Raw genomic sequence first — 26,729 nt, 5'->3', positions numbered from 1 at the left:
ACGACGACCGCGACCGCCGCGTACTGGGAACCGCTCTAGGAGGTCGTCGCTACCGGCAGCTCGACGGCCCCGAGAGCCGGCTGATGGACGCATACCTCGGCCCCGGCCGCGGACGCCCGGCCCTCGACATCGGCTGCGGCGACGGCACCCTGGCCCGCCGCCTTCACCATGAGCTCGGATACCGCACCACCGGCATCGACATCTCCCCCAGCGCCGTCGCACTCGCCATCGCCCACGACGAAGGCCTCGCCCCCGGTCCGGCGTGGCGGTGCGCAGACATCACCACCAGCGACCTCACGGCGCTGCCGAAACCGGCGTACGCGGTCATCACCTGCCGCCTGGTCTACCGGTGGATGGACAGCAAGGCGGAATCGTCCGAGACACCGGCGGTACGTGTCGCCCTGCCGTCGTACGCGAGGGCTCCCGGCACCCCGCCCCGGTCGACGAGCCGATCCACCTGCCGTTGTACCGGGTCGGGTTGGTGCGCAACCGCCACCGGGGCGAACGCCCCCGTGAGCGTTGCGGCGAGCAGGACTGCGGCGGCCGGGCGCTTGCGCAGCATGAGTCTTTTCCCTCCCGGCTCAAGATCCGTACAGCTACCCCCGGTCAAGGGGGGTAGCCACACCCCCTTGACTCACATCCCATGAGCCGGCTTGTCACGGAGCGAGTGCGTGGGCCACGTGGGACCAGGAGGTTGCCTCGGACCGTCTCGGTACGGTCGCGGCCCTCGCCGGTGACCTCCCCGTGAGCCGGCCGTTCAGGAAGGAAACAGATCGGCCGTGGCGTATCCCGGGTCCGGGGGCGCGTCCGAACGCACCTCACGGTCGGCCTTGGCCAGCCCTCGATAGGTCCAGCGGTAGCGGCCCCCGGAGGCCCGGACCACGCTGTCGAGGGTCAATTCGGCATCACGCCAGAGGCTTTCGAGTGCGCTGAAGTCGACTTCGGCCGTACGGGCCTCGTATCCGACGTCCTCCTTGGCGAGATCAACCCGGGCGAGCATTCCCTGCTGAACCGAGGGTGTCCAACTGGACACTCCTCCCTTGATGAAGGCGACGAAGGCTTCGAGAGAATCGAAGACTTCGGACTCCAGCTCGCCCGGATTCGGCGCCGCACGCACGAGCGCCGAGAACAGGCGCTGGCCGTCGGTGTGACTGACGCTGACCTCGGTCACGCCCTCGGAGTGGGCCACGTCAGCCTTCACGAGGGGAATCGTGTCCTTCAGGACGAAGGGCGCAACAGTCGCGATCAGCGGACGGTCCGTGTTCCTGTCCGTGATATAAACCGTCGGGACCGGTTGCGAAGAGGAAAGATCGACGGCTCCGCAGCGGTATGCGCAGGAGACGGTGCGGACATTGACCACCGCAGGAATCGGCCACAGGGTCACCTCGTCGAGGACCAGAACGCAGAAGGATGCCACCGACCAGCCGTTGAACACCTGCGGCTGCAGCCAGGTGGCGGGGAGCCGTTCGTTCAACTTGTCGGGGCGCATCCTGAAGTTGAAGATGAACCGTTCCAGGAGCTGCGCGGTGACGATCCTGGGGACCAACACAGGGATCCACCTCCAAGCGGGAACCCCGCCTCCGCGGACGCCCGTACGGACAGCTGTACGGACGCCTGCACAGGCGCCTGTAGCGACGCTTTCGATGCTTCGGCCGCCGCCTATACGGAAACGGTCGCGCTGAAGGGCTGATCGGCAGGACCGGGCAGGCCTTCGACGGGGCCGAGCGAGTGCTTCTGCTGAAACAGGACCACGGGCTCGCCGTCATCGACACTGGCGTAAGCCTCGTAGTCGGGGTAGGCGTTGGTCGCTCCCCGGACGGACACCGTACGACCGACCGGATCAATCGTGAAGAAGGCGGTCAGGTCTGCGGCGGGGGATCCGGGCGGTGCCAGGGGGTTGATGGCAGCTCCGTCGTAGAGGAAATTGACACAGAACTCGTTCGGGTTGTCGATCACTCCGCCCTCGGGGTCGGGAAAGGTGTTTCCGACACTGAAGTGGTGGAACGACATCGCATCGGTGCTGGCCGTCTCTGTGGCCAGTACCTCGCCCGTCGCGCAGTCCAGTTTCTGGGATTCGCCGCACTGGTGAAAGTCCGTCTCCCCCGGCTGCTCCGCGAGGAACCCAGTCACGACGATGTCGGACCGTGCGCGGAACCGCTGCTCATTGGGGTCCGGACTGAAGTCCCGGCCGTCGCCGTGAAAGCATTCGCCCAATGCCTCGATGGTCGGCGTGGGGATGAAGAATTCCATCCATATCGCGATCTTGTCGAACTCTGCAGACATCGTCTCGGCCCTCCTCCTCGATTCTTCCGGCGCCCCGTTGGGCGTCGTCCGGTTCCGCGCTCGGCTCGATGGCGAGCCTCCACGGGACACGCTCTAGGACAGCTCGATCGTCATGACCGCCTGAGGTTCCACCGGAACTCCAGGAGGCGGAAATTGCGCTGTGACGGTGGAACCCGATCGACTGGCATCACCCCGGACATCGAGCTGGACGCCACTGCGGAGAACCAGGAAGAAGAAATCTCCCAAAGCTCTGGGGTTGATGGTCAGCGCTTCCAATCTGGAACCGACGAATGCCAGGCAGTGGTCAACACCCTCCAGGTTGATACACGAGAGGAGGCTGATAACCGGATCCGATGGCTGACCCACAAGGTTGGGCATCGCGTTCGGTGGTGGCGGCGATGTGGTGACGGCCTTTTGTCTGGGCATGTTCGCCGGAAAGGTGGTGAGCCGGAAGTCCGGCTTCCCCTGGATGTCCCGCATGAAGATCTCGGGGTCCCGTGCCTCCTTCAGGTTCTCGATGGCGAAGGACGCGGCTTCCTCGATGACATCGAGATCACTTGCCAGTGCGGATTGCAGGGCCGGCAGATCGGGCCCGTCCGGCGCGAACTCGAACTCGCCGACATGCCGGAAGTCGAGTGCGTACTCCACGAGGTTGAGCATGTCGATGGCCCGCGATCGCAGCTTCGCACAGCGGATGAGTACCCGTCGCTGCTTCTCGATATCGGCTGCGTTCGGTGGAGTCGGTCCCAGGGCGATGGCATAGGGCGCGAGCGTCACCGTGTACGCGATCGGTTCCCCGCGCACGCTCGCCTCCCACTCGTCCATCGCCTGGTACAGCTCGTTCACCATGTCGACCGGATTTCCACTCCGTGGTTCGGTGGTGATCCGGCCACCATCGTGGAGAACGAATGCCTCGGCCTGTGCCTCGGCGTTCTTCATCGCTTCCGAGACACTGACCTTGACCTCGGCCGACATCTGCAACCCGTAGGACCCCTCCAATGAGGTATTGAGCGTCGTCTTCGATTGCACGCTCTTCGTGTCGATCCGCACGACACCGAAGAAACGCCCACCCGTGCTGATGCCGCGCACGAAGTATTCGCCGAACTGCTCTGCAAGCGGCTTTCCGTTGCTCACCAGCTTCGCCGCTGGTTCTGACAGGCTCGGTGAGTCCATCTGTTGAAACGCAAACTTCTGCACGTTCGACACCAGTACGGTGAGGGAACTCGCCTGAACCTTGCACCGCTTGGAAAAGTCGAGCGACGCGGATCCGCTGAACAGGCCGATGCCGGCCGAGACATCCGCTCCTACTCCGAGCTCTGTTTCGAGTTCGTCCGTCGTCTCGATGCGCCGGAAGACGAACGAGCCGGTCTCACCCGTTCCGAGCTGCGGCGGAGTGACTTCGCCCACCGCGCCCAGGGCCATCGGGCTGCCGCTGGCCATCGAGACCCCGATACCGATGTCGAACCCGTTGCGCATCGGGACCTCTTCTTGCTTGAGAACCACGATTCCTCCCTCTCCGTATTCCCCCCGTCCGCGCTCAGTGGCGCTGTGCCAGGATTCTTCGAGGAAGAATTCTCCGCGGGGCCTGTCAGGTGATGGCGACCGGTGAGTAACCGAGCGGTAGCAACCGAGCGGTGGGCAACACTCCATCAAACGCCCGGTATTTCACCCACCCCGTTTTCCATTGTGTGCCGTGATGGCGCGTGCTGCACCTCAAGCGCTGTTCCCTGTGGCACCGGATAACCGTTGACCCGTCGTGGAGCGTCCCGTGCGTCAGCGGCACAGCCGTCGCGTCAGCGGGACAGCCGCCGGCTAACACCCGCGAGCACCTGGACGCGTCCGCGACGGCAACCGCACCCTTAGCCGACGCCCGCCCCGGGGAGATCCGGTTGGTGACGACGATTCAGGACGCGGTGGCTGCCTCCCTCCGGTGGCACACGGTCCCTTCGCACCCGATAATGAACGCGTAGCCCGGATGCCACTCATGGACGGGACGGGTCATCGCTGAAGCGATGGGGCCGTCGGAAGTCGATCGGGCCGCCGGAAGCAAGAACAATCACGCTTTCCGGAGATACGGAAGCGCGCGATGCGCGCGACGAGGACCCTCTTGCATGGACAGGCCTACGGCTACCCCGCAATGGGTCTCACTCTCACCTTTCGAGGATGGCAAAGCGTTCATTCTCGCATTTCGATCCTGAGATCAATCCGGGTTCGAATGAAGCTGACGAGCAATCATCCCGAGGTGGAATCATGTCATGGCAAGACAGAGCGCAACGCGCACTCAGTGTGCTCGACGGCGTAGACGGTGACGGTGGTGCGGCGGAGCGTAGCCGTCAGATCTTCAACCATGTACTCGACGAATCAAACCGCGATGACTACATCAGTCATGATTTTTTCAACGTTCAACAGACAGCGGGTGGGCTTCCCGAGGGTGTCTCGTTCGACGATTTCGTGGCCATGGTGGCAGGACACGTGCGCCCGGAGCTCGAAGGCTCGGGCTTCGCGGAGGAGTTGGATGACGACAACTTCCGCAACGCGGCGTTGACCTTCGACGAAGTCATCCGCCGCCACATCGACTTCCTCAACGGCGTAGTGCACCAAGCCGCCGCGGGCGAGGTGCACGTCGGCCTGTGGAACCTGATCCTGAACGCTCGCACCGACGACGCGAGCGTCTACGCCTGCTACCGCGACTTCCTTGTGGATGCCTGAGCCGCAGGCTTCCGCCGGAGACACAATCCGGTCGTCAACGACCCTGTGGAAGGCGTAGAGCCCGAATCCTGATGACTCTTTTTCGCGATGAAGGGAATGGATCACATGTCAACGATCGAAGGCCTGGGAGCGGTCCAGAAGGCGCTTCTGTCGGCGCTCGACCAGATGGGCGCCGCCATCAGCTCCTCTCTTGAGGCGAACAAGGACATGGTGTTCCTGCACCAGTCACCCGGACTGCCCGTCGACCCGAAGAGGTACGAGAATCCCTGGACTCCCGAAGGCGGCGACGTCTACTCATTGATGGCCTCCGGCGGCGAAATCAAGGTGCCTGAGGTGACAAAGCCCCCGGAACCTGCCGCCGCGGCCCCCGACGCCAAGCCGTCGAGCAAGCCGCAACCGCTGCCGCCACCTGACCCGCACGCCGCGCAGGCGGTCAACTCCGCGGTCAACACCGCCCATCTGGCCAACCAGAATCTGCTGCTCGGTACCCCGATCGCCAGCTACGGCCTGGGCACGATCGCCGACGCGTGGAGCCTGATCGCTCCCGCAACGTTCGCCGATCCGCCCCCGCCGCTGCCTCAGAGCCAGCTCGATGCGATCAAGAAGGCCATGGGTATTCTCTACGTCCGGCCCGGGGTGCCGACGCAGGGATTCCGTGACTACCGGCAGGCACGTGGCAACGTCATCAATCTGATCGGCGCCAAGGCCGCGGCGTTCGTCACGGCGATGGGAGACCCCGCTGCGGCCGCGGCATGGCCGCTCAGCCAGGGCAAGGTGTTCGACCAGCAGATCCAGGACGCCGAAACGGACCGTAACGCGGTGGACCTGTCCGCGGGCGACATGTCGTACGCGGACGCGGAGGCGTTCCTTGACGCGCAGGGCCGGGACATCGTCACATCCGCGGTCGAAGCGGTCCACAAGCGTTGGGAGCTGTTCGGTGAAACCTCCGCCCAGGTCGGCCAGTTCGCCTACACCAGCATCGACCCGCCGTCCTGGTGTCTGTCGAACGACGAAGACTTCGGCGTGATGCAGATCTCGGTGTCGGACTCCACCTACGACTCCGGTTCGAGCAGCCAGTTCAACGACTTCTCGAGTTCCTACTACCACTCGTCCAGTCAGTCGGATACCGGCGGTGTCGGCATCGTGTACGGACCGTTCAGCGGCACGGCCGACTTCGGGTACTCGAGCGAGAATTCCGCCCAAGGGTTCAGCACAGGATCCTCCGGCGGCTCCACCGACTGGGACCGGTCGAGCAGCGCCAGTATCTCGGGTGAATTCTTCCTCGCATCGATCGACCGGCCGTGGCTCTACGACGAGATCTTCCGGATCGCCAGCGGCTGGCACATCAAGGACCGGCCCACGAACTTCCTCAGCGACGGAACGAACACGACCGACAACAACAAGAATTGGATGCCGGGCCTGCCTGTGCAGATGCTCGTCGCGCGGAACATCTCGATCACCTGCGACGACTGGGGGCACTTCTCGAGCTTCGCGACCAATTTCGCTGCCAGCGCCAGTAGTCATGCCGAGTCGTCCGGGACCCACTTCGGCGGCTCCGCAGGGGCGTTCGGACTCGGCGTCACCTACAACCACCAGGACTCGAGCACCGACGGCAGCCAGTTCAGCAATGACGACGGCAGTTCCAGCTGGAGCTTCCAGTCCAGCGCCAGCGGTGGAACGCTGAGCATCCACGGAACACAGATCCTCGGTTGGATCGCGAGGATCATTCCCGCGTCGCCCCCGGCATGACCGGCCGTGGATTCAAGGAGGCCGGAGAAGCACTGATGGCCGACCTCACCGAGGCGTTCGGTGTCCTCACGCCCGACAAGGCAGCGGCGTTCTTCCCCGGCCTCCCCGTGGACGACCAGATCGTGCAGCACGGCACGGTGAACCAGCTGAGACTCGGGCAGTGGCTGGCAACCTTCGACACCCCACTCGTCCTACGCCCCGGACAGACCGTGAAGACGGTCCCACCGGGTGGTAGGAGCGCGACCGCGCTCTATTCCACCATCGTGACCAGCGCACAGGTGCTGGACGCGGACAGTCTCGCCGGAAAGCAACTCACCAAGAGAATCCTGGCGGGCAGAGCGCTACTGGAGCAGGTCGCCCTGGATGAGCCGCTCGGCTCCGAGCCGTCGAACTGGCCACTGCCCACCGCGCCGTCCTGGCAGACCGCCAGCAGCGCTCCGACGCGGCCGAGGCCCGACGCGCTGGACCCGGACAACACGGTCCTGCGTTTGCCGGGTCTCGGGGACGGCGATCAGGAGGTCACCGTCACTCATTGGCTCCGAGCGGTCGGCGAATCCGCCGAGGCCGACGAGCCCCTGTTGGAGGTGTCCTCGGCGGAGGGCGACACCGAGATCCCGTGCCCCGCATCCGGCACTCTCCTCGAGATCACCGCCTCGGAAGGCTCCAGCGTCAAGCAGGGTGACCCCCTGGCGGTGATCGGCCCACAGCAGGCCGCCCCCCAGGTGAACGTCGAGTACGAATACACCCTGGTGTCGCTCACGCGTCTGGCGTCCGGAAAACCGTGGTGGGACGACATCCTGCTGTCGGATCCCAACTGGTTCATTCCCGGCCGTACCGCCGGTGGCCTCCTGTCGTCGCCTCCAGAGGGAACGGCATGCGCGCTCCCTTACGCCTTGCTGCTCGTGCGGAACGTCGCCGTCGACAGCCCGGTCCGACCGCCGGCCGACACGGAGAATCTCGGACCGGTCCTCGTCGCGGACACCTCCGGCACACTCGGCTGGTCCGGCATGCAGGCCATCGGCGTCCTCGCCAACGTCCTGCCCACGATCCCACCGGTCGGTGATCCAGCCGTACCCGCTCCGACTCCGGCCCACTTCCAGCCGTTCCCGGGCGACCAGTTCTTCTTCCCGGGGCGCCGGAGCCCGGTCATCGCGGCGATGCACGACCGTCTGGTCGCCGTGGGCTGTGATCAGTACACCGACGTCTTCGACAAGGATGTATGGGGTGACGGAGACGTCGCGTCGTATCGTGCGTGGCAGCTGAACCTGGGCTTCTCGGGTGACGGCGCCGACGGTCAGCCGGGCCAGGAGAGTTGGGACCGTCTGCAGGTTCCGCAGGTTCTGTGAGCGGGCACGGCACAGCTCTTTCGCCACCGGTGGTTCCCGGGGGACACCAGCGGGGCTGATCGCCCTCCGGCCTCGCCGTACCCAACCGAAACGAGACCGACGCCCGGTCAGTCGTTCAGAGCCTCGCCCTGGGCGATCTCCACGTGGTGATGCAGGCCCATGAGCCCGGTGGCGGCTCCCGTGACCGTCGCGGCCGAGCAGACGAGCAGCAGGCAAGCCGCCGTGACGGCCGGCCAGTGACGGGTGGCCGCTGGCCGGAGCAGGGCTTTTACGCGCTGAGGTACGGGGCCGCCCGAGGCTCCCGCGGTGAAGGAGGGGCGGCCGGCCCTGCCGGTAGTTCCGGCGAGGGCTGCGCGGCCGATGGCGCGGGCCGTCAGGGTGCGGTCGCCGACCTCGGTAGCGGCGGCTTCGTCGGCGACGCGTTCGACGCAAGGCCGATGGCGTCGCGCAGTGCGTTCGTGGCGGGATGGCAGCGGCTGGCGAGATCGGCTGCGGCGAGAAAGTAGTGGTGGCGGTCGGCGAGGTGGGCCCGTTCGTGGGCGAACAGAACCTCGCGCTCGGGTCCGTCCAAGGCGCGCAGCATGCCGGAGGTCACCACGATGCGCCCCGGGTTCCCGGGCAGCGCGTAGGCATCGGCGTCGGGCCGGTCCAGGACGTTGAGGTCTCCCGCGGTGGACGCGTTTCGCAGCTGCGCGTGCGCGGTGCGGTACTGGCGGAACTGACGCAGTGCCGACCGGGTCACGGCGCAGGCGCACAGGGCGAGCGCGCCGACGGCGAGTGCGGCCGCTGGATACGTGACCACGGCTGGCGCGATGTCCAGGGGGTGGATCAGGTGGCCGAGGGGGGCCAGGGCCGACACGCTGAGCGCGCCGGCGAGGAGCAGGCCGCCGAGCGCGGCGAGCCAGCCGCCCGCCAGCGCGCACGCGGTCGCGGTCAGCGTCCACAGTGCGGCCGTCGGCCGAAGGCGCGGACCGGCCCAGCGCGTGAGCGCCGGCGCTGCGAACGGCATCAGCAGCGGCACGAGCAGCGCGCCGATCACCGCCCGCCACCGTCCTCCAGGAGGTCGCGCAGTATGCGTTCGTCCTCGGGTTCCAGGTCGGAGACGAACCGGGCCAGCACGGTCTGGCGGTCGGTGTCCTTGTCGAGTTCGTGGTGCATGCGCCGGGCGGTCAGGCCGTGGGCATCCTGGACGGGGAAGTACGCGAATCCGCGGCCGGAGCGTTCCCGGCCGACCGTCCCCTTCTCGAAGAGGCGGGACAGGATCGTCGTCACCGTCGTGCGGGCCAGCTCCACCGTCAGACCGCGCTGCACCTGCCCGGCGGTCCGGGGGCCGTCCGCGGCCCACAGCACCGCGAGTACGCCCGCCTCCAGCTCTCCCGCTCCTCTGCGCTCGGCACCGCCCTCGGCCATTACGTTCCCCTCAGCTCCCGATCGTCTACAGTTCAGTAGACCGTCTACATGATTGTAGTCGACAGGTCGTTGCATCCGGCTGCCCCCTCCCCGCATCCAGTGAGAGGCCACCCCCATCATGGCCGTATCCGTCCTCGCCGCAGCTCCACTCGCGGTCAACCTGCTCGATGCCCAGTCACTGCTGGCGACGTTCGGTGTCCTGGGTATCGCGGTGGCGATGTTCGCCGAGACGGGGCTGCTGATCGGCTTCTTCCTGCCCGGCGACTCCCTCCTCTTCACCGCGGGCCTGCTGTGCGCGGGCACCGCTGACAAGACTGCGGCCCTGTCCCTTCCCTGGGTCCTTGCGGCTTCGGCGGCCGGCGCGCTGGCAGGCGCCCAGGTCGGATACCTGATCGGGCGCCGGGCCGGCGGAGCGGTCCTGTCCCGGAGCAGGTCCAAGCGCCTGCGCGAAGGTGCCGGGCGCGCCGAGGAGCTGCTGGAGCGGTACGGGCATGCCAAGGCGATCGTGTTGGCCCGCTTCGTCCCGGTGGTGCGCACGGTCCTGAACCCGCTGGCCGGGGCGCTGAACATTCCGGCACGGGTTTTCACCCTGTGGCAGGTGGCCGGCGGCCTGGTCTGGACGGTCGGTCTGGTGCTGGCCGGCTACGCGCTCGGCTCCTCCATCCCCAATGTCGACCGGTACCTGCTGCCGATCGTCGCCCTGATCGTCGCGGTGTCCCTGCTGCCTTTGGCGATCGAACTGCTCCGCTCCCGGCGGCACGGCAAGCACCAGAACGGATCCGCTTGATGACTCCCCCGTACGACGGCACGGCCATCGACGGCCCCGTCTACCTCGACATCGTCGACCTTGCCCACCGGTCCCCCGCCTGGGTCGACAGCCTGATCACCGGCTGGTCGGCCTACGGGCTGGGCATCTTCGCGCTGCTCATGCTCGTCGCGTGGTGGCAGGCCCGCCGCGCGGGCACCCCGGCGGCCGTCACCGCCCTCGCCGTCCCCCTGGTCACCGTCCTCGCCTTCGGCGTCGACTCCCTGCTGAAACTCGCCGTCCGCGAGGACCGGCCCTGCCAGCGCCTCGCCGTGGTCACCCTCGAAGCGTGCCCCGCACCCGGTGACTGGTCCTTCCCCAGCAACCACGCCACCCTCGCGGGGGCTGCGGCCGTCGCGTTGCTCCTCGTATCGCGCCGACTGGGTCTCATCGCCCTCGTGGCGGCGGTCCTGATGGCGGCCTCCCGGATCTGGGTCGGTGTGCACTACCCGCACGACGTCCTCGTCGGGCTCGCCGTCGGCGCCCTCGTCGCCCTCCCCGCCACCTGGGCCGTGCGGCGCAAGCAGAACACGCTCGCAGCCCGGCTGAAGGACGGCCCGCTGCGCCCTTTGCTGACTGCGGCGTGAACCGCCGCAGGGCCACTCGTCTGTGCGGTCGGGCGGCTCCGGCCGCACCGGCGGCCTTCGCACGCTTGCCGTAGCGGTGCTCCACACGCCGCACCCGGACCATGTCCGCCTTCTTCGACCTGCGGCTGAAGGCCATGGAGCAGCCCCTGCTCGACGGACCGTCACCGGCGAACCCGGAGATCGCCCTCCGGCGCCCCTGACGGCCCGGAGCGAACCCGGCCGGCGGCCGCTCCCCGTGTTCGACCGCCAGCCGATCCGCAAGAAACGCCGTCGGTCGCGCGGACAACAAGTGGAAGCAGTTCAGCGTATGGCCGCCCACTGCGACAAGCGCATTCACGCTTGCGTCGGCAGCGTGCCCGCAACCGGCAACTCATTGGCCGGGGCGTTCGCCACACAATGCGATGCCGACGGACCGGTGGTGTCGCAGGGCCCCGCCGGGCGGATGCACCACGCGCCAGGACAAGGACTCGACCGGAACCGCGCCGGTCAGGCGGGGCCTTTTCAGGGCGTAAGACCGGCGTCGCGCGCCAGGAGGGCGGCCTGGACGCGATTGGTGACCTCCAGCGCGGCGAGGACGCGGCTGACGTGGGCTTTTGACGGTGCTTTCCCGCATACCGAGCGTCCGGGCGATGTCGGCGTTGGTGTGCCTTCGGCGAGCAGGCCGAACACGTCCCGTTCGCGCGCCGTGAGCCGGCCGATGAGTGTTCGGGCCGTGGCGGTGCGGGGGCGGGCGGTGCGGTGGTGGCGGTCGATGAGGGCACGTGCGGCGTGCGGGTGGAGCATGGCGGACCCTGCGGCGACCAGATGCACCGCGCGCACCATCTCGGCGGGGTCGGCATCCTTGAGGAGGAAACCGTCGGCTCCTGCGGTCAGCGCGTCGTGGACGTACTCGTCGAGGTCGAAGGTGGTCAGCACGATCACCTTCGGCGGCCGTGGGAGGGCCCGCAGGCGGAGGGCCTGCTCGCTCCACACGCCGGACAGACCGCCGTGTACTACCTCAGCCCGGACCAGCCCCAGGTCACCGTCTGAGCGCCGGCCCCGGCCCCGGACTCGGACTCGGACTCGGTTCTGCGACGGGAAAGCAGTCGCAAGGTCCCGTGGACTCGCCCGAACGGCTGTTCATATGTGCTGCCTGAGGGACTGTCGGGGCGCGGCGTCCCCTGTGGGGGAGGACTCCATCAGCCTGTCGCGGGGAGACGCCGATCCCGCATGGACGCCCCGCGGGCGTGGTGCCGTACCGGCGAACACTCCGCGCCATGGTCAATACCGGCTCCCGTAACGCTCCTGACGGTGAGCGACCTGGTGATTCTCACGCTGCTGAACGGAGATTCTCACCGGGCGTTACGCACCCGTCTCATCGAATGCCCGACCAAGGTGTACAGGCCGGCCGCTGCTCCAAGAGGTTCACCATTTCTCGTTCGGACACCTTGGTGAGAATCGCTGCGGGCGGCGCAGCAGGAGTCAGCCGATGGAACGGGGGACCTGCGGCGCGGCCGGTACGGGCGCCCCGGTGAGCAGAGTGTCAGCCACGGCGGATCGGCGCCTCGGGCTGCGCGGGAGACTTGGTGATCTCGGCGTGGACCACCTTGAAGCCGCCCCTGATCACGGTCGTGAACGGTGCGGGGGCCATGCACGTACCGGCCTGTGGCCTGACGGGCTGGCCGCTCTCGTCGACGTGCTCGGGGTCGACGTTCACCACACCCCAGGAGAAGCCGAGCCGGTCCGGCTCACCCTTCCCGCCCTGCTGGACGCTGATGCCCAGCCGGGCGCCGACCTCTTCGACGTTCGACTTCGTGACGACTGCGGTCAGGGTCGCCGTCCGGCCGCTGGTGACCAGGCAGTCCACCCGGGCCTCCGCCCACCCTGCGGCTCCGCTTCGGGGGGTGTGGGAGAACTTCAGCGTGCCCCGGGCATCTGTGGACAGTCCCTCGGGGGCCCTGGGCGGCACCGGCCGGGTGAACGGCGTCTGTTCGGCGTCGATGGCAAAGCGAATGTCGTCGTTGATCGACTCGATGTAGGAGACCCGCGCCTTCCCGTGGACGCTCGCGGTCTTCGTCGGCTTCTTCTCAGCGGATGCAGCGGACGTGGACGCGGCGGGGGCCGGAGCCGGGGCTGCGGGACCGGCGGCGACCAGTCCGGCGAGAATGACGACGGCTGCCGTAGCGCCGATTGCGGTGTTACGCATGATGAACTCCCGTGTTCTGGAGGGCGTTTGTGTTGCCGCGGTCGGCTGAACGGCTCAAGCTTCACCCTTGGCTCCCCTGCGATCCCATCTGCCGATCGGCACAAAGATCACGCCGCCGCCCGGCCCTCCTATGCCGTTCGGCAGAGAGCCCCGCCATATCGCACACCCGTACGCTGATCACCATGTGGGAATCAACCGGCCCGGCCGTCAAGGTGCTTGGCGCTCTGCCCTCGGTCGCGGCCGCGGGCACGCTGGTGTGGGCCGTTGGCTGCCCCCGCGCGGCAGTTCGTCAACGGCTCAGCCACCTCGCCCGCCCGACGACGGTCTGCGCGGTCCTCTCCCTGATCACCAGCTTCGCCCTGCCGAAGGCTGGTTTCGGCTCCGGCTGGAAGCTGGCGGAGATTGCTGTCCTGCTGCTCCTCCTGGTCGCGGTCGCCCGCTGGTCGCCCCTGCGCGAACTCAAGTGGGCCCTCCCTCTGACCGCCCTCGCGGTGACCCTCTGGCCGCTGCCGCTGGTCACCGGTGAGTCCTTCCTGGAATCCATCGGAATCGCCACCTTCTGGCTGCTTCCCGTAACCGCCGCCGTGGCGGCCGGCGCCTACCCCCGCCGCCAGCAACTCCGACGCCGAAGCGCGGTGGCCGAGGCCCGCAGCGCCCAGCGTCTTCAGCTGTCCCGCGACCTGCACGACTTCGTCGCCCATGACATCAGCGGGATCGTCGTCCAGGCCCAGGCGGCCCGCTTCGTCGCCGCCACCGACCCCTCCCACGCGGTGCTCGCCCTGGAACGCATCGAGAAGGCGGGCCTGAGCGCCCTGGCCGCGATGGACCGGACCGTACAGATGCTGCACGGTCCGGCGACACCCGCCACCGAGCCGCTCCCCGATGTGTCCCAACTGCCTCTACTCACAGCGAACTTCACCTCAGCCGGAACCACCGAGGTACATCTGGACCTGCCTCCCCTGGTCCCGGAGGCGCTCTCCCGCGAGGCCGGCTCCGCCGCGTACCGCATCGTCGTCGAGGCACTGACCAACATCCGCCGACACGCCCCCGACGCCCCACGCGCCACCGTCACACTCACCCCCATGGCCTCCACCGTGGAGATCCGCGTCACCAACGACCGCGGCGCCCGCCCCGGCCCGGCCCGCCGCCGCGTCTCCCGGGGCGGCCTCGGCCTCCCGGCCCTCACCGAGCACGCCGAGGCCCTCGGCGGAACTCTCTCGGCGGGGCCGCACGGCAACGGTGGCTGGCAGCTCATCGCCGTCCTGCCTGCCACTCTCCCGAAAGAGACATCATGACGACGCCCCTCGGTCCGACCCGCATCCTGATCGCCGACGACCAGGAGGACGTACGCAGCGGCTTCCGCCTGATTCTCGGCTCGCAGCCCGACATGACCGTGGTCGGCGAGGCGGCGGACGGCCTCACCGCCGTTGACCTCGCCCGCACCCTGCGCCCCGACCTGATCCTCGCCGACATCCGGATGCCGGGCCTGGACGGCCTCGAACTCACCCGCCGCCTCGCCGGCCCCGACGTACCCGACCCCCTGCGTGTCCTCGTCGTCACCACCTTCGACCACGACGACTACGTACGCACGGCACTGCACGACGGCGCCTGCGGGTTCCTGCTCAAGCGCTCGGGCCCCGGGCTGCTCATCGAGGGTGTCCGAGCGGCGATGGCCGGGGACATCCTCATCAGCCCCCAGATCACGGTCCGCCTGCTCCAGACCCTCGCCCCCGCCGCCGCTCCAGCAGCGCCCACGACTCCCTCGCCACTCACCGCCCGGGAGCAGGAGATCGCCCGTCTGGTCGCCCAGGGTCTCACCAACGCCCAGATCGGCGAGGCGCTCTTCATCTCAGCGGGCACAGCCAAGACCCACATCGCGAACATCCAGGCGAAACTGAAGGCCCACAACCGGGTGGGCATCGCCGCCTGGGCCTGGGAAAGCGGTCTGGCCGCCCCAGTCCCACGGGCGTAGGGCGCTTGCCCGAGAGCCGCTCGCGCTCAATCGTGGCGGAGGCTGTTGGATGAATGTGGCAGACAGATGACAGGCGGAGGCACAGGACGGTGGCGTGAAACGACACCCACGGGAGTATGGAGTCAGAACTGACCGGCCACCGGCCTCCACACTCACCGCCGTGCGGCTGCTGTCCGCGCATACGATGCGTGCATGCCCGCACTTCAGGAGGAACACGTCGTGCAGTTGTTGCGGCCGCTGATGCGGACGCGCACCGTATTCGAGCCGGCCCAAAACCCGCCCGAGACACGTGCGCGTGGAAGCCGTCGGCGGCACGCCGCTCCTCCACCCGTTCCCGCGCAGTCCCATGTGACCCGGGAGCTCGCCACCACGCGGTTCGGCGGGTTCCCGACGGTGGAGGAGGGCGAGACCTGGCCCCTGTGCGACGGCTGTGCCGACGACCTCACGTTCGTCGCGCAGGTCGACCACTCCCGCGACGGCCTGCACAACAGGCTCCCCGTCCCGTTCTTCACGTTCTTCTACTGCTGGACATGCCACCCGTGGGGACGGAAACGCGAACGGGGCGGATGGCTCGTACGTTCCTACACGGCGCTGCGGCGCCCCGAGGTTCTGATGCACGGCACCGAGCCCGGCTTCGAGGAACACCACGCGGTTCCACGCCTGGAGAAGTCACTGCCCGACACGGTGGGAATGCGCCTGCACTGCCCTGAACTCTGGGACCTTGTACCGGGCGACAGCGGCTCCCACGAGGCATGGGCGAACCGGCGCGTCGTCGACCACGCCGCGCTCGGTCTGACGCAAGAGCGTGCCCGAGCGCCGCACCTGCGCAATGCGGGAGTGGCGATCGGCGGATACCCGTACTGGGCGAACGGCGGGGACGAAACACCGGTCTGCACGGAATGCACTATGCCGATGGAGCTGCTGCTGCAGATCCCGCCGAGCGAGCTCACCGACGCGATGTGGGGTGATGTCGGAACCTTGTATCTGTTCATGTGCCGAATACACACCCAGCGCACCGGGCTGCGCATCCAGAGCACATAAAACGACAGGTCACCCCGGTCACCCCGGTCACCCCGGTCACCCCAGGTGGGGACCTCACAGAGAACCCCCACCCCGAAACCGAAAGGTCGCACCCGGGGGCTCGTGTTGTCGGCGCCGTGTGTACGGGGACAGCGCAGCGGACAGCGGCAGGTCCCGGGCGGAGCGGTCGCTGCGCCGCAGTCACTCTCGGTGGTGACGCCTGGCCCACGGGTCTGGTGTAGCGGTGCTGAAGCGCGATCCAGATTTTCGGCGTTCGGCGGTCTGAGGATGTCGAGAACGTTCCACCGGCTCCGTCCCAGGGACATCAGCGGCCACCACCGGCCGCACGAGAAAGAAGGAGAATCCAGCATGGCGATTCAGCGGATGGACAACGTCGGCATCGTCGTCGAGGACATGGAGGCCGCCATTGCGTTCTTCGTGGAACTCGGCATGGAGCTGGAGGGCAGGGCGGAGATCGAGGGCCTCTTCGCCGACCAGTGCACCGGACTCGACGGCGTCCACTGCGACATCGCGATGGTCCGGACCCCGGACGGCCACAGCCGGCTCGAGCTGGCGAAGTACCGCAGCCCCGCGGTGATCAGCGCCGGGCCGCGCAACCGGCCGCACAACATTCTGGGCACGCACCGCGTCATGTTCGCCGTCGACGACATCGAGGGCACCGTTGCCCGTCTGCGCCCTCACGGCGCCGAACTCGTCGGCGAGATCGCCCGGTTCGAGGACAGCTACCTGCTCTGCTACGTCCGGGGACCGGAGGGCATCATCGTGGGGCTGGCCGAGCAACTGCGCTGAGAAGGAGAACCCGAACCGTGCAGCCGAACGAGATTTCATCGAGGTTCTGAACCGCCCGATCAGCCAGGAGCCGCCGGCCCACGAGGCGATCGGGAATACCGGGTGTGCTCACCGGGTCAACGTGAGCAGTTCATCGATCACCGGTTCCTCACCACTGCCACCGAGGTGGGCGATGGCCGCAAATGGCGCGATCACCTGACTCCAGGCATGGAGCCGGTCGCCGTCGAGCCCGCATGCCGCCGCCACGCGCGCGCAGCGGGTGTCGACGCCCTCCAGCCCGGCGCCGGCTACGACGTAGTCCACGGCGTCGAAGCACGGATCACCGACACAGGCTTTCGGGTCGATGGCCATGAGACCGCGCTCCGCGCCGCCATCCAGGACGTTGCCCAGGTGCAGGTCACCGTGGAGCAACACAGTGGTCGCCTCCGTGTCCAGCAGCCGCTCGCACCGCTGGATCGCCCTGTCCCACGCGGTGACGTCCATCCGTGCGCTGATCGCAGGCTCGGACAGCCGCCTGCCCACCCGGGTGAAGGCCTCCTGGCACCGCCCACGCAGCACACGCGTCGGCAGCGGAGGCGGAGCGACCCCGACGAAGCACCGTCCGGGAGGGGTTCACCGAGCGAAAGCCCCCACTGGGACGCAAGCCGCGCGACGAGATCGGGCGTGTCGGCGCACCATTCGGCAACCTGGGGACCGAATCGACGTACCAACCGCGTAGTGACGCTCTCCACATCCACCAGCAGTCTTTCCACATGGGTGAGTCTGGCGCTCGCGCGATCTTTGTCCACCGCATTTCCACCACTCGCCGTGAACGCGTGCCGCCGAGCGAGTCGGGGCCAGAGCAGTCACCCAACCTTCGGTGAGAATCGATCAGCCTTCGCTGAGACAGATCAGCAGCCGCCGGTACCCGGCAGGGCGCTCGTCAGCGGATGCGCGTGCCGCTCAGGATTCCGGCGCCCCCTGCGAGGACCTTGACCAAGAGACCGATGTCCAGGCCTGTGCAGGTCTCCCCCTCGGCCACTCCCCCACCGGTCTTTCCCGCTACGGTGACCGCCCGGCCGATCCGTGCCGCCAGGCCCGCGACGAGGCGGGCCTACACCAGCGAGAAGCTGCACCAGAAGAGCACACCGCGCCGTGTCCTGAGGAGGGCGGCTTGGACGGAGAGAGCTTGGGCGGAGGGAGCTTGCGCTGCTGATCGCCCGGATGGGTGCATGGTCGTGCTTCACAATGTCTCCCTGTGACGAGCACTTGGATGACCACGGCCATCGCGTTCGTCGGCACGCTGCTGGGCAGCGGACTGACGGCACTTGTAACCGGCGCAGATTGAGCGGCGAAAGAATGAGGCTCTGGAAAGACAGCAGATACGCCAGGAGGCCGCACAAGATCGCGCTGCGCTTCGTGAATCGCGGGTCGAGCACCAGAAGTGGCGCCGGGATCGCCGACAAGTGGCCTACCAGGGCTTGATGGATGCGGCTCATGAAGCGCAGGGTGCGATCTGGCAACTGGGCACGGCTGACGCTGGAACCCTATGACCAGCATCGTTATGACATACGGCGTGGTGCAGCCATCGATGCGGTACGGGCGGCTCGGCAGGCGGCGAGCGCCGTTGAGCTCGAAGGACCCGCTGGTGTGGCGCAGGCTGGTGCTGAGTACGCCGAAGCCATAGATCGGCACATACACCCGCCCATTCAGTGCCTGATGGAACTGAGCAAGGGGCCGGTGACTGATGAGCAGAAGGATCGCTATCGCTCCTCAGCTGCGGAAACGGGCCCTCTCGTGGCTGACATGCAGCGGCGGTTCGTTCCTCTCGCGCGTGCGGCTCTGGACGAGTTGACGGAGGAGGCTGACTAACGACTCGGTACGCGATAACCAGGGCCCTCGGAGCGACTCGATGGGCCCTGGCGATCCTGGGAGACTGCCAGCATGACTGGCATGATCGTGGTCACCGACTACGACCCCCAATGGGCTGAGCAATTCCAGGATCTGCGGCAGCGACTTGCACCTCACGTCGCGGATCTGGCTGTATCCATCGAGCATGTCGGAAGCACAGCCGTGCCCGGATGCGCGGCCAAGCCGATCATCGACCTTGACATTGTGGTGGCCGAGGACGCCGCCATGCCCGAACTGATCTCCCGGCTCACCGGGCAGGGTTACCGGCCCGAAGGTGATCTGGGGATTCCGGGACGGGATGCCTTTCAAGCCCCGTCTGCCGCTCCCGAACATCACCTGTACGGCGTGGTCTCAGGTTCCAAGCCCCACCTTGATCACATCCTGCTCCGTGACTACCTGTGTCAGCGGCCCGATGAAGTCCGGCGCTACAGCGCGTTGAAGGTGGCCCTCGCGCAGCGGTTCCGTGCCGACAGCGAGGGCAGGCAGGAGTACTCGGCGGCGAAGGGTGCTCTGGTGGAGGAACTGGTCGCGAAGTCCTACGCCGCTCGGGCCGCCGGAGAACCGTGATGTGACGGCGGCCGCACGGGTTGATGATGATGTGACGCATTACCGAGCCCGTGCGGCCTTGACCCATCCTGCCTTCTGCGGCCTTGATCGTGCACATCTCGGCGTTTTGATCGAGGAGTTGGCCGACCCCTGGCTGAGGCGGTGCGAGTCCGGGCTGCGTGAACGTCGTGGCGGAGAGCGCAAACGGGCCGCCGGAGCCGGGCCGGACCACAAACTGGTCTTCACCGACCGGGTCCTGGTCACCCTGGTTCACCTGCGCCTGCAACTGCCCCACGCGGCACTGGCCGAGCTCTACAGCGTCTCCCGCCCCACCGTCACCCGCGCCATCCATGAGATCCGCCCGCTGCTGGCCTCCCGCGGCTTCGCCGTCCCCGACCGGCCCGGCCTCCGGTTGCACACCCTGGCCGACGTATTCGCCTACGCCAAGGCCGAAGGTGTCGAACTGTGCATCGACGGCACCGAAACCCAGGTCCGCCGCCCCAAGGCCGGCCGCTCCGGCCGCAAGGCGTTCGTCTCCGGCAAGAAGAAGCAGAACACAGCCAAGACCACCACCATCAGCGACGGCTCGGCACGCCTGCTGTGGTCCGGGGCCGACCGGCCCGGCCGGATGCACGACCAGACCGCGATGCGCACCGAGGGCATCGCCGAGCAACTGCGGCTGCATCCGCAGGTCAAGGCGAAGGTCGACGAGGGCTACCGGGGCCTGGCCAACGACTTCCCAGGCCAGGTCCAGGCACCGCCACGCAAGCCGAAGGACGAAGCGCCACTGGGCGAGAAGTACGCCTGGCGCGAGGCGCGCCGACGGCAGTCCTCCGCGCGGATCTGCGTGGAGCACACCATCGGCGAGGAAAAGAAGTGGCGGCCGCTCCAGCGATACCTCGGCCGTCGCGAGTCCTACGCCGAAACACACGCTGCCATCGCCACACTGGTCTCAGACCGCGCGGCCCGCAGGCCCACCCGGCGGCGCACGAGCACCGAACTCGTGCTCGCCCACCAGACCGCCTGCTGATCACCGACCAGCCGAACGGCCAGGCCAGCACACCCCGACCTCAATCGCGTACCGAGTCGTAACGGGTGCTACTCCGAAGACGAAGCCGGAACCGGAACCACCGCCGGGTCCAGGGCGGAGGTCCGGCCCGCCCACACCCTGGCCAAATCCAGAAACTCGTCGCCCCGAGCACCGAACTGCGCAGGAGTCACCTCCCGGTTCAGGGCAACGCGATTCCCAGCGGCGACCCTTGGATGGACGCCAGAGCGCCGCCCCGGGAGGTAACTCTCCGAGCGGTCGAGGGCGACGGTCCTCAGCCATGGAAGCGGTCCGGGTCGGGCCCGGTCCGCTCGTTACGGTTCAACGCGGTGATCTCACCGATGTCGCCTTCGTTGAGCTCAAAGTCGAAGAGGTCGAAGTTCTCCTGAATACGCTTCTGCGTCACCGACTTGGGGAAGATCACGTCCCCGCGTTGAATGTGCCAGCGCAGGGTCACCTGGGCGGGTGTCTTACCCACCCGCTCCGCGATGCGGTTGATGGTCGGGTCGTCGAGCACCTTGCCCTGCGCGATGGGCGACCATGCCTCGGTGACGATCTCATGCTCGGCGCCGAACGCCCTGACGTCGTCCTGCGTTAGGTAGGGGTGCACCTCGATCTGGTTGACCGCGGGCACCACATCGCTGCCTTCCAGCAGTCGACGCAGGTGGTGAGGCTGGAAGTTGGAGACCCCGATGGCCTTGGACCGGCCGGAGCGATAGATCTCCTCCAGGGCCCTCCAGGTCTCCACAAAGTCGCCCTTGCCGGGCAACGGCCAGTGGATGAGGAAGAGATCCAGGTAGTCGAGGCCGAGTTCCTCCATGGTGCGGTCGAACGCCTGGAGGGCATCGTCGTGCGCATGGGCGGCGTTGTTGAGCTTGCTGGTCACAAAGACCTCGGCGCGGTCGAGACCGGAGCCCCGGACCGCTTGGCCGACCTCCTTCTCGTTGCCGTACATCTCCGCCGTGTCGATGTGCCGATAGCCGGCCTCCAGCGCGGCCAGCGTCGTTTCCCGGGTCTCCTCCGGCGGAATCTGAAAAGTGCCGAAGCCGAGCTGGGGGATCTGCACTGCGTTGTTGAGGGTGATGGAGGGTACTTGGGTCACGGTCGCTCCCGGTGTCGCGGTTCGAGGGCAGAGGGGTGTAGGTCAGTACGGTTCCCGGGTCCCTTTCTACCGCAGAACATGCATATAGACCGCTTTGCCCTGTATGGGCGTGTGAGACGTGGCTGGATCACTCAGCCTGCGCTCCCGCGCAGCCCCGCGTCAGCCAGCAAGGTCCGAACCAGTTTCCGGCCCTCGAACTTCTGCATGCCAAATTTCGAGAGCTCCCGCCTCCAGCCGAAGCGGAAGCAATCGATGCCGCCGAACGGCAGGTGGAGTTGGGGCGAGGTCGGGCGGCTCAGCCAGACCATGCCGTTCTCCACGCGCTCGGCCAAACCGGCGGCCGCGCTCCCCATCCGCACGGAACATGGACCCGCCAGGCCCGTACTGGGACAGCCCCGGACTGGAGGGCCACACTCTCCCACCCGAGGATGCGGTGCCCGCCGCCACGGACAAGCTACCGTCAGCACATGTGACTGCCTGTCAGTGGAAGCTCGGGGCTGCGACGCCAGATCTCCCAGCCGAGCGGTCTGCGTAGGTCACTGAAGTCCCACGCGTCGATCTCGGCTCCTCGAACGGGGCGTGCCGCTCCGCGTCCTTCCGTCCGCAGAGGGAACGGGAGCACCCAGCCAGACGGTACGAGAACCGGGGAAACCGCAGATCAGCCTGGTACGCAACTGGTGCTCGTCACCGAATGCGCGTGACCGCGAGAATGCCGTGGCGGCCTGCCCCGACGAGGATCTCGACGGCGACACCGGTACCCAGGTCGGCGCTGGTCTCCCTCTCGACCACTCCCCGACCGGCCTCCCCGCTCCGGGACCCCTCGGCCGATCCGTGCCGCCAGGCACGAGGCGATGGCATGCCCCCCGATTCCCCTGAGTGGTTACCGTTCACCGGGCGGGGTCGACTCGCAGGCCTCCGGTTGCGTGCGGCACGACGCAAAGCTCGCCCGCACGGACATAACAATCGCGACCATGAGCCCGGCAAGCAGGAATACATAGAGAATCCGCCACGGCAGAGCCATCCGGTCGAGACCACGCATCAGCCTCACGCCAAGAAGCACCATAAGCAGCAAGGCGAACAGAAGCAGCGTCACCAAGAGATCCAGCACAGCGTCACTCTATGACCGCATCGGCCGTCTCGGACAGCCTTAGTTCGCCAACTCCATTGCTAGCAAACCGCGTTACCACCGATATCCACCTACGGATGGCGTGAGCCGGCAGAGGCCCCTCCAAGTGCACTGTACGGATCCGACCGGGACGACCCCTACGCCACCAGTGCCCCCAACGCTGCCGGGTCGCCGGCTTCGCACACGGCTCCACCTGGAATGGCGCGGATCACCCAACGTACAGGGCGAGTTGATACATCACTCGGACGCAGAACCGCCGTATACATCGTTCGCGCTGTCCGAGCATCTGGACCGTGCTGGAATCAAGGCATCGATCGACTCGGTCGACGACGCCTATGACAACGCCCTGATGGAATCGACGAGCGGCCCGCTCAGGACCCAGCTGATCAAACCCCGGCCGACCCTGGGAGAAGCTCTCTCGGACGGCAGAGCAAAGAGCGGCGAATTTGCAGGGGGCGGGTGCTTCTGGGGGCTGACGGCAGCGACGCTGGAGCCGCTCGGGCAAACAATTCCCGGACCAGGCAGAGGCAGCACCTGCTACCGTACGGGCCAGCATTGTCGCAATCGAGGAGTGACAGACGTGGCGGGTGAAGACGACATCTCCGGGTGAGATCCGGATGTGATTGGCCACCGGACAGCGTTCAGTAGAGCTGTCGGCGTGGCTTCATTCGTCGTTCCCTTTTTCCCCACACTGTCCAGGGCAGAGGTCTGTCTGCCCTTAGTTCTTCGAGGTCACTCCATGTCCGACGCTGCCATCATCTGCTCGAACCTCTCCTTCGCCTGGCCTGACGACACCCCGGTCTTCACCGACCTGTCCTTCACCGTGACCACCGGCCGTACGGGCCTGGTCGCCCCCAACGGCTCCGGCAAGAGCACCCTGCTCAAACTGATCGCCGGAGAACTCGGGCCCACCACCGGCTCTGTTTCAGTCAACGGGACGCTGGGCTACCTCCCGCAGAGCCTCCCTCTGACCGGAAACCTCACCGTCGCCGAGGTGCTCGGCATCGCCGCGGTGATCCGCGCCCTCGACGCCGTCGAATCCGGGGACGTGAGCGAGGAGCACTTCGCCACCATCGGTGACGACTGGGACATCGAGGAGCGAACCCGCGCCCAGCTGGACCGTCTCGGACTGGTCGGCCTGGAGCTGAACCGGAGCCTGGGTACGCTCAGTGGCGGCCAGGTCGTCTCTCTCGGCCTCGCCGCCCAGCTGCTCAGGCGCCCCGACGTGCTGCTGCTCGACGAGCCGACCAACAACCTCGACCTCGAAGCCCGGCACAAGCTCTACGACGTGCTGGAGGACTTCAACGGCTGTCTGCTCCTGGTCGGCCACGATCGCGCGCTGCTCAACCGCATGGAACGTATCGCCGAACTCTCCGGCGACGAACTGCGCCTCTACGGCGGCGACTTCACCGAGTACCAGGAGGCCGTGCGCGCCGAGCAGGAGGTCGCGGAGAAGAACATCCGCAACGCCGAGCAGGAGCTGAAGCGGGAGAAGAGGGAAATGCAGCAGGCCCGCGAGCGCGCCGAGCGCCGCCAGAGCAACGCCGCCCGCAACCTCAAGAACGCTGGCCTGCCCCGCATCTTCGCCGGCAACATGAAGCGCGGCGCGCAGGAGTCCGCGGGCCGGTCCGGCCAGATGCACGCATCCCGGGTCAGCGAGGCCAAGTCCCGGCTCGACGAGGCCGGACGCGCCCTGCGCGAGGAGCAGCGCCTCACCCTTGAACTGCCCGGCACCGAGGTGCCCGCAGGGCGCAACCTCTTTCTCGGCGAGGGGATGCAGGTGCACCACGCGGGCCAGGCCGTGTTCGCCGACGGCGGTGTCAACCTGGCCATCCGAGGCCCCGAGCGGATCGCGCTGACCGGGCCCAACGGTGCCGGAAAGACCACCCTGTTGCGACTGATCACCGGCGATCTTGAGCCGGACAGCGGGGAGATCGCATGCAGCGGCGGACGGATCGCCTATCTCTCGCAGCGCCTGGACCTGCTGGACCTGGACCGCACCGTGGCGGAGAATTTCGCCGCATTCGCCCCTGGGCGGGCCGAGGCGGAGCGGATGAACCTGCTCGCCCGATTCCTCTTCCGGGGCGCCCGCGCGCACCTGCCAGTGTCAGCGCTCTCCGGCGGTGAACGGCTGCGCGCCACCCTGGCGTGTGTACTGTGCGCCGAGCCGGCCCCCCATCTGCTCCTGCTCGACGAGCCGACCAATAACCTCGACCTGGTCAGTGCCGGTCAGCTCGAAAGCGCGCTCAACTCGTACCAGGGCGCCTTCATGGTGATCAGCCACGACGAGCGGTTCCTTGCCGAGATCGGGGTGAACCGCTGGCTGCGGATCACCGACGGAGCTCTCAAGGAGACCGGAGCCCCCACGGTGTGAGCTGTCGGTGTGCTGAGTGGCCCGCGCCCGAGGCCCTGTGCCCGGCGGGCCGACCATCGATCACGTTGAGAGGTTCCCTGTGCCCCAGCCCGCCCTGCTCGCCCGCGACCTGGTCCGCAGCCTCGGCGGCCGGCGTGTTCTGGACGGCGTGTCCCTGACTGCTTCCCCCGGCCACCGCATCGGCCTGATCGGGGAGAACGGTGTCGGCAAGTCCACCCTGCTGCGCGTGCTGGCGGGCGTGGACCAACCTGACGCGGGAAGCGTCTCGCGCCCCGGTGACATCGGATTCCTGCACCAGGAAATGCCTTTCGAGGCCGCATCGTCCATCAAGGCCGTGCTGGACGACGCGCTGTGCGAGGCCCGTGAGGATGTCACACAGCTCGAACGGCTCGGAGAAGAACTCGCCCGGGTCCCCGAGGAGGCCCCCGGCCATCAGGAACTCCTCGACAGCTACGGCAGGCGGCTTGAGCAGGCGCAGGACCGGGAGTCCTGGGACGCCGGTCGCCGCGCGGCCCGGGTACTCGATGGGCTGGGCCTGGCCGGGGTCGGGCACGGGCGGACTCTTGGCTCCCTGTCCGGTGGACAGCGCAGCCGACTCGCCCTGGCCGCGCTGCTTGTCCGACGGCCGTCGGCGCTGGTGCTGGACGAGCCGACCAACCACCTCGACGACGGCGCCGCCGCCTTCCTGGAGGAACAGATCCGGGGCCTGCCCGGAACCGTGGTGGTCGCCAGTCACGACCGGGCGTTCCTTGACGCTGTCTGCACCCACCTGGTCGACCTCGACCCGACGGTGGACGGTCCTGTCCGCTACGGAGGCAACTACAGCGCGTACCTGGGTGAGAAGCGCGCAGAGCGGGAGCGCTGGGAGCGGCGGTACGCCGAGGAACAGGAGGAACTGGAGGGGCTACGTCACACGGCGGGCGTGACAGCGCATCTTGTCGCGCCGGACCGGGGGCGGCAGGACAACGAAAAGATGGGCTACGGCCACCGGGCGGGGCGGGTGCAGAACCAGATTTCCCGCCGGACACGCAACGCCACGCGGCGGTTGGAGGAACTGGAGCGCACCCGGGTCGCCGAGCCGCCCCGCCCCCTGCGGTTCGCGGCCGGGGAACTGGCCGCACGGGCGGAAGAAGGCCCGCGGTCCCTGGTGTCTCTGCGGAACGTCCGGGTTTCCGGCCGACTCGCTCTGGACTCCCTGGAAGTGTCCGCAACCGACCGGCTGTTGGTCACGGGTGACAACGGGGCGGGCAAGTCGACGCTGCTCGCCGTGCTCGCCGGACGACTTCCCGCCGAGGGCGAGGTGCGCAGGCGGGGTGGAGTGACGGTAGGGCTGCTCACCCAGGACACCGTGTTCCACCGGGACGACCGCACGGTCCACGACACCTATGAGCTGTCGCTGGGGGCCACTCGGGCCGAGGAGGTCCCACTGAGCTCGCTCGGTCTGATGCACACTGCGGACTTGGACAAACCCGTCGGCCACCTTTCCGTCGGCCAGCGCCGACGGCTCGCACTGGCCCTCCTGGTGGCGAGGCCGCCCCAGTTGCTGCTGCTCGACGAACCCACCAACCATCTCTCCCCGCGTCTGTGCGACGAGTTGGAGGAGGCCTTGAGGACCGGGCCCGGCGCGATCGTCCTGGCGAGCCACGACCGCTGGCTTCGCCAGAGGTGGCTGGGGCGCGAGATCCGGTTGGAGTCGGGACGCGGTCAGCGGGTGAACGGACGGCGGTCCGTATCCATCGGGGAGCATGCTCCTGGTTGATGACAGCG

The 26,729-nt window shown here is 67.7% G+C and carries 24 protein-coding genes and 3 pseudogenes; 15 read left to right on the top strand and 12 right to left on the bottom strand.

Features of this window, described 5'->3' with window-relative positions; all coding sequences use genetic code 11:
• Positions 1-83 precede the first annotated feature (83 nt).
• A pseudogene (locus tag A6A29_RS22780) lies at positions 84-302 on the top strand (class I SAM-dependent methyltransferase); the annotation flags it as partial.
• A gap of 41 nt (positions 303-343) precedes the next feature.
• On the opposite strand, the gene A6A29_RS22775 reads toward A6A29_RS22780, so the two are convergent.
• The 4 genes from A6A29_RS22775 to A6A29_RS22760 form a co-directional block, all read right to left on the bottom strand.
• Entirely contained in the window at positions 344-562 is a 219-nt protein-coding gene (locus A6A29_RS22775) for a hypothetical protein (protein ID WP_241838617.1), read from the bottom strand.
• A gap of 195 nt (positions 563-757) precedes the next feature.
• On the bottom strand, positions 758-1,489 hold the full coding sequence (locus tag A6A29_RS22770) for a hypothetical protein (RefSeq protein ID WP_143197039.1): 732 nt from the start codon (positions 1,487-1,489) through the stop codon (positions 758-760).
• A 170-nt stretch (positions 1,490-1,659) separates the two neighbouring features.
• The gene (locus A6A29_RS22765) at positions 1,660-2,283 is read right to left on the bottom strand and encodes a hypothetical protein (RefSeq protein ID WP_073722405.1); all 624 of its coding nucleotides are present in this window, start codon (positions 2,281-2,283) and stop codon (positions 1,660-1,662) included.
• Between the two features lie 93 nt (positions 2,284-2,376).
• Positions 2,377-3,786: an MAC/perforin domain-containing protein gene (locus tag A6A29_RS22760; protein ID WP_158074445.1), complete on the bottom strand. Its 1,410-nt coding sequence runs from the start codon at positions 3,784-3,786 to the stop codon at positions 2,377-2,379.
• Positions 3,787-4,446: 660 nt separating this feature from the next.
• Between A6A29_RS22760 and A6A29_RS22755 the strand changes: the two genes are divergently transcribed.
• The 3 genes from A6A29_RS22755 (at position 4,447) to A6A29_RS46805 (ending at position 8,087) form a co-directional block, all read left to right on the top strand.
• Positions 4,447-4,992: a hypothetical protein gene (locus tag A6A29_RS22755; protein WP_143197038.1), complete on the top strand. Its 546-nt coding sequence runs from the start codon at positions 4,447-4,449 to the stop codon at positions 4,990-4,992.
• An 87-nt stretch (positions 4,993-5,079) separates the two neighbouring features.
• Positions 5,080-6,741: a hypothetical protein gene (locus A6A29_RS22750; protein WP_143197037.1), complete on the top strand. Its 1,662-nt coding sequence runs from the start codon at positions 5,080-5,082 to the stop codon at positions 6,739-6,741.
• The gene (locus A6A29_RS46805; protein ID WP_073722401.1) at positions 6,738-8,087 is read left to right on the top strand and encodes a peptidoglycan-binding protein; all 1,350 of its coding nucleotides are present in this window, start codon (positions 6,738-6,740) and stop codon (positions 8,085-8,087) included. The genes A6A29_RS22750 and A6A29_RS46805 overlap by 4 nt, the downstream gene beginning before the upstream one ends.
• Positions 8,088-8,460: 373 nt before the next feature.
• On the opposite strand, the gene A6A29_RS22740 is transcribed toward A6A29_RS46805, so the two are convergent.
• Together A6A29_RS22740 and A6A29_RS22735 are read right to left on the bottom strand one after the other, a co-directional pair.
• Positions 8,461-9,126 carry a M48 family metalloprotease gene (locus A6A29_RS22740; RefSeq protein WP_338012890.1) on the bottom strand — a complete coding sequence of 222 codons (666 nt, stop codon included), beginning with the start codon at positions 9,124-9,126 and terminating at the stop codon, positions 8,461-8,463.
• Positions 9,123-9,497 carry a BlaI/MecI/CopY family transcriptional regulator gene (locus A6A29_RS22735; protein WP_073722400.1) on the bottom strand — a complete coding sequence of 125 codons (375 nt, stop codon included), beginning with the start codon at positions 9,495-9,497 and terminating at the stop codon, positions 9,123-9,125. The genes A6A29_RS22740 and A6A29_RS22735 overlap by 4 nt, the downstream gene beginning before the upstream one ends.
• A 118-nt stretch (positions 9,498-9,615) precedes the next feature.
• Between A6A29_RS22735 and A6A29_RS22730 the strand changes: the two genes are divergently transcribed.
• Positions 9,616-10,284, top strand: coding sequence for a DedA family protein (locus tag A6A29_RS22730; RefSeq protein ID WP_073722399.1), 669 nt, complete (start codon positions 9,616-9,618; stop codon positions 10,282-10,284).
• A complete protein-coding gene (locus A6A29_RS22725) occupies positions 10,284-10,889 on the top strand; it encodes a phosphatase PAP2 family protein (protein WP_073722398.1) in 606 nt (201 codons plus the stop codon). Before A6A29_RS22730 ends, A6A29_RS22725 begins: the two co-directional genes overlap by 1 nt.
• Before the next feature lie 501 nt (positions 10,890-11,390).
• On the opposite strand, the pseudogene A6A29_RS22720 reads toward A6A29_RS22725, so the two are convergent.
• Both A6A29_RS22720 and A6A29_RS22715 read right to left on the bottom strand, forming a co-directional pair.
• A pseudogene (locus A6A29_RS22720) lies at positions 11,391-11,840 on the bottom strand (LuxR C-terminal-related transcriptional regulator); the annotation flags it as partial.
• 571 nt (positions 11,841-12,411) lie between these two features.
• Positions 12,412-13,074, bottom strand: a complete 663-nt coding sequence (locus A6A29_RS22715; protein ID WP_073722397.1) for a hypothetical protein — start codon at positions 13,072-13,074, stop codon at positions 12,412-12,414.
• A 182-nt stretch (positions 13,075-13,256) separates the two neighbouring features.
• Between A6A29_RS22715 and A6A29_RS22710 the strand changes: the two genes are divergently transcribed.
• The 4 genes from A6A29_RS22710 to A6A29_RS22695 all read left to right on the top strand — a co-directional run bounded on the left by A6A29_RS22710 (position 13,257) and on the right by A6A29_RS22695 (position 16,876).
• Positions 13,257-14,369: a sensor histidine kinase gene (locus A6A29_RS22710; protein WP_079182957.1), complete on the top strand. Its 1,113-nt coding sequence runs from the start codon at positions 13,257-13,259 to the stop codon at positions 14,367-14,369.
• Positions 14,366-15,046: a response regulator gene (locus A6A29_RS22705; protein ID WP_073722395.1), complete on the top strand. Its 681-nt coding sequence runs from the start codon at positions 14,366-14,368 to the stop codon at positions 15,044-15,046. Before A6A29_RS22710 ends, A6A29_RS22705 begins: the two co-directional genes overlap by 4 nt.
• 192 nt (positions 15,047-15,238) lie before the next feature.
• Complete coding sequence (locus A6A29_RS22700) at positions 15,239-16,087, top strand: DUF1963 domain-containing protein (RefSeq protein ID WP_079182956.1); 849 nt, start codon at positions 15,239-15,241, stop codon at positions 16,085-16,087.
• A gap of 348 nt (positions 16,088-16,435) precedes the next feature.
• Positions 16,436-16,876, top strand: coding sequence for a VOC family protein (locus A6A29_RS22695; protein WP_073722391.1), 441 nt, complete (start codon positions 16,436-16,438; stop codon positions 16,874-16,876).
• A gap of 108 nt (positions 16,877-16,984) precedes the next feature.
• Here the strand turns inward: A6A29_RS22695 and A6A29_RS48140 are convergent.
• Positions 16,985-17,607, bottom strand: a pseudogene (locus tag A6A29_RS48140) (aminoglycoside phosphotransferase family protein).
• Positions 17,608-18,352: 745 nt separating this feature from the next.
• Here A6A29_RS48140 and A6A29_RS44890 point away from each other — a divergent pair.
• The 3 genes from A6A29_RS44890 (at position 18,353) to A6A29_RS22675 (ending at position 20,342) form a co-directional block, all read left to right on the top strand.
• Positions 18,353-18,727, top strand: coding sequence for a hypothetical protein (locus tag A6A29_RS44890; protein ID WP_143197036.1), 375 nt, complete (start codon positions 18,353-18,355; stop codon positions 18,725-18,727).
• A 72-nt stretch (positions 18,728-18,799) separates the two neighbouring features.
• Positions 18,800-19,333 carry a GrpB family protein gene (locus A6A29_RS22680; RefSeq protein WP_073722387.1) on the top strand — a complete coding sequence of 178 codons (534 nt, stop codon included), beginning with the start codon at positions 18,800-18,802 and terminating at the stop codon, positions 19,331-19,333.
• A 31-nt stretch (positions 19,334-19,364) separates the two neighbouring features.
• On the top strand, positions 19,365-20,342 hold the full coding sequence (locus A6A29_RS22675) for an IS5/IS1182 family transposase (RefSeq protein ID WP_073722467.1): 978 nt from the start codon (positions 19,365-19,367) through the stop codon (positions 20,340-20,342).
• Between the two features lie 292 nt (positions 20,343-20,634).
• Here A6A29_RS22675 and A6A29_RS22670 read toward each other — a convergent pair whose 3' ends face one another.
• From A6A29_RS22670 to A6A29_RS22660, 3 genes are all read right to left on the bottom strand, one after another.
• Positions 20,635-21,462: an aldo/keto reductase gene (locus A6A29_RS22670; RefSeq protein WP_073722385.1), complete on the bottom strand. Its 828-nt coding sequence runs from the start codon at positions 21,460-21,462 to the stop codon at positions 20,635-20,637.
• Between the two features lie 131 nt (positions 21,463-21,593).
• Complete coding sequence (locus A6A29_RS22665) at positions 21,594-21,794, bottom strand: hypothetical protein (RefSeq protein ID WP_143197035.1); 201 nt, start codon at positions 21,792-21,794, stop codon at positions 21,594-21,596.
• A 548-nt stretch (positions 21,795-22,342) separates the two neighbouring features.
• On the bottom strand, positions 22,343-22,570 hold the full coding sequence (locus tag A6A29_RS22660; RefSeq protein WP_073722381.1) for a hypothetical protein: 228 nt from the start codon (positions 22,568-22,570) through the stop codon (positions 22,343-22,345).
• A gap of 757 nt (positions 22,571-23,327) precedes the next feature.
• Between A6A29_RS22660 and abc-f the strand changes: the two genes are divergently transcribed.
• Together abc-f and A6A29_RS22645 are read left to right on the top strand one after the other, a co-directional pair.
• Positions 23,328-24,962: a ribosomal protection-like ABC-F family protein gene (abc-f, locus tag A6A29_RS22650; protein ID WP_073722379.1), complete on the top strand. Its 1,635-nt coding sequence runs from the start codon at positions 23,328-23,330 to the stop codon at positions 24,960-24,962.
• Positions 24,963-25,041: 79 nt separating this feature from the next.
• The gene (locus tag A6A29_RS22645) at positions 25,042-26,721 is read left to right on the top strand and encodes an ABC-F family ATP-binding cassette domain-containing protein (RefSeq protein ID WP_073722377.1); all 1,680 of its coding nucleotides are present in this window, start codon (positions 25,042-25,044) and stop codon (positions 26,719-26,721) included.
• Positions 26,722-26,729 lie beyond the last annotated feature (8 nt).

Origin of the sequence: Streptomyces sp. TSRI0281 (assembly GCF_001905125.1) — a bacterium.
In the GTDB taxonomy this organism is placed as follows: Bacteria; Actinomycetota; Actinomycetes; order Streptomycetales; family Streptomycetaceae; genus Streptomyces.
The sequence above is the reverse complement of the archived record's forward strand: the minus strand, read 5'-3'. Positions and strand labels throughout refer to the sequence as shown.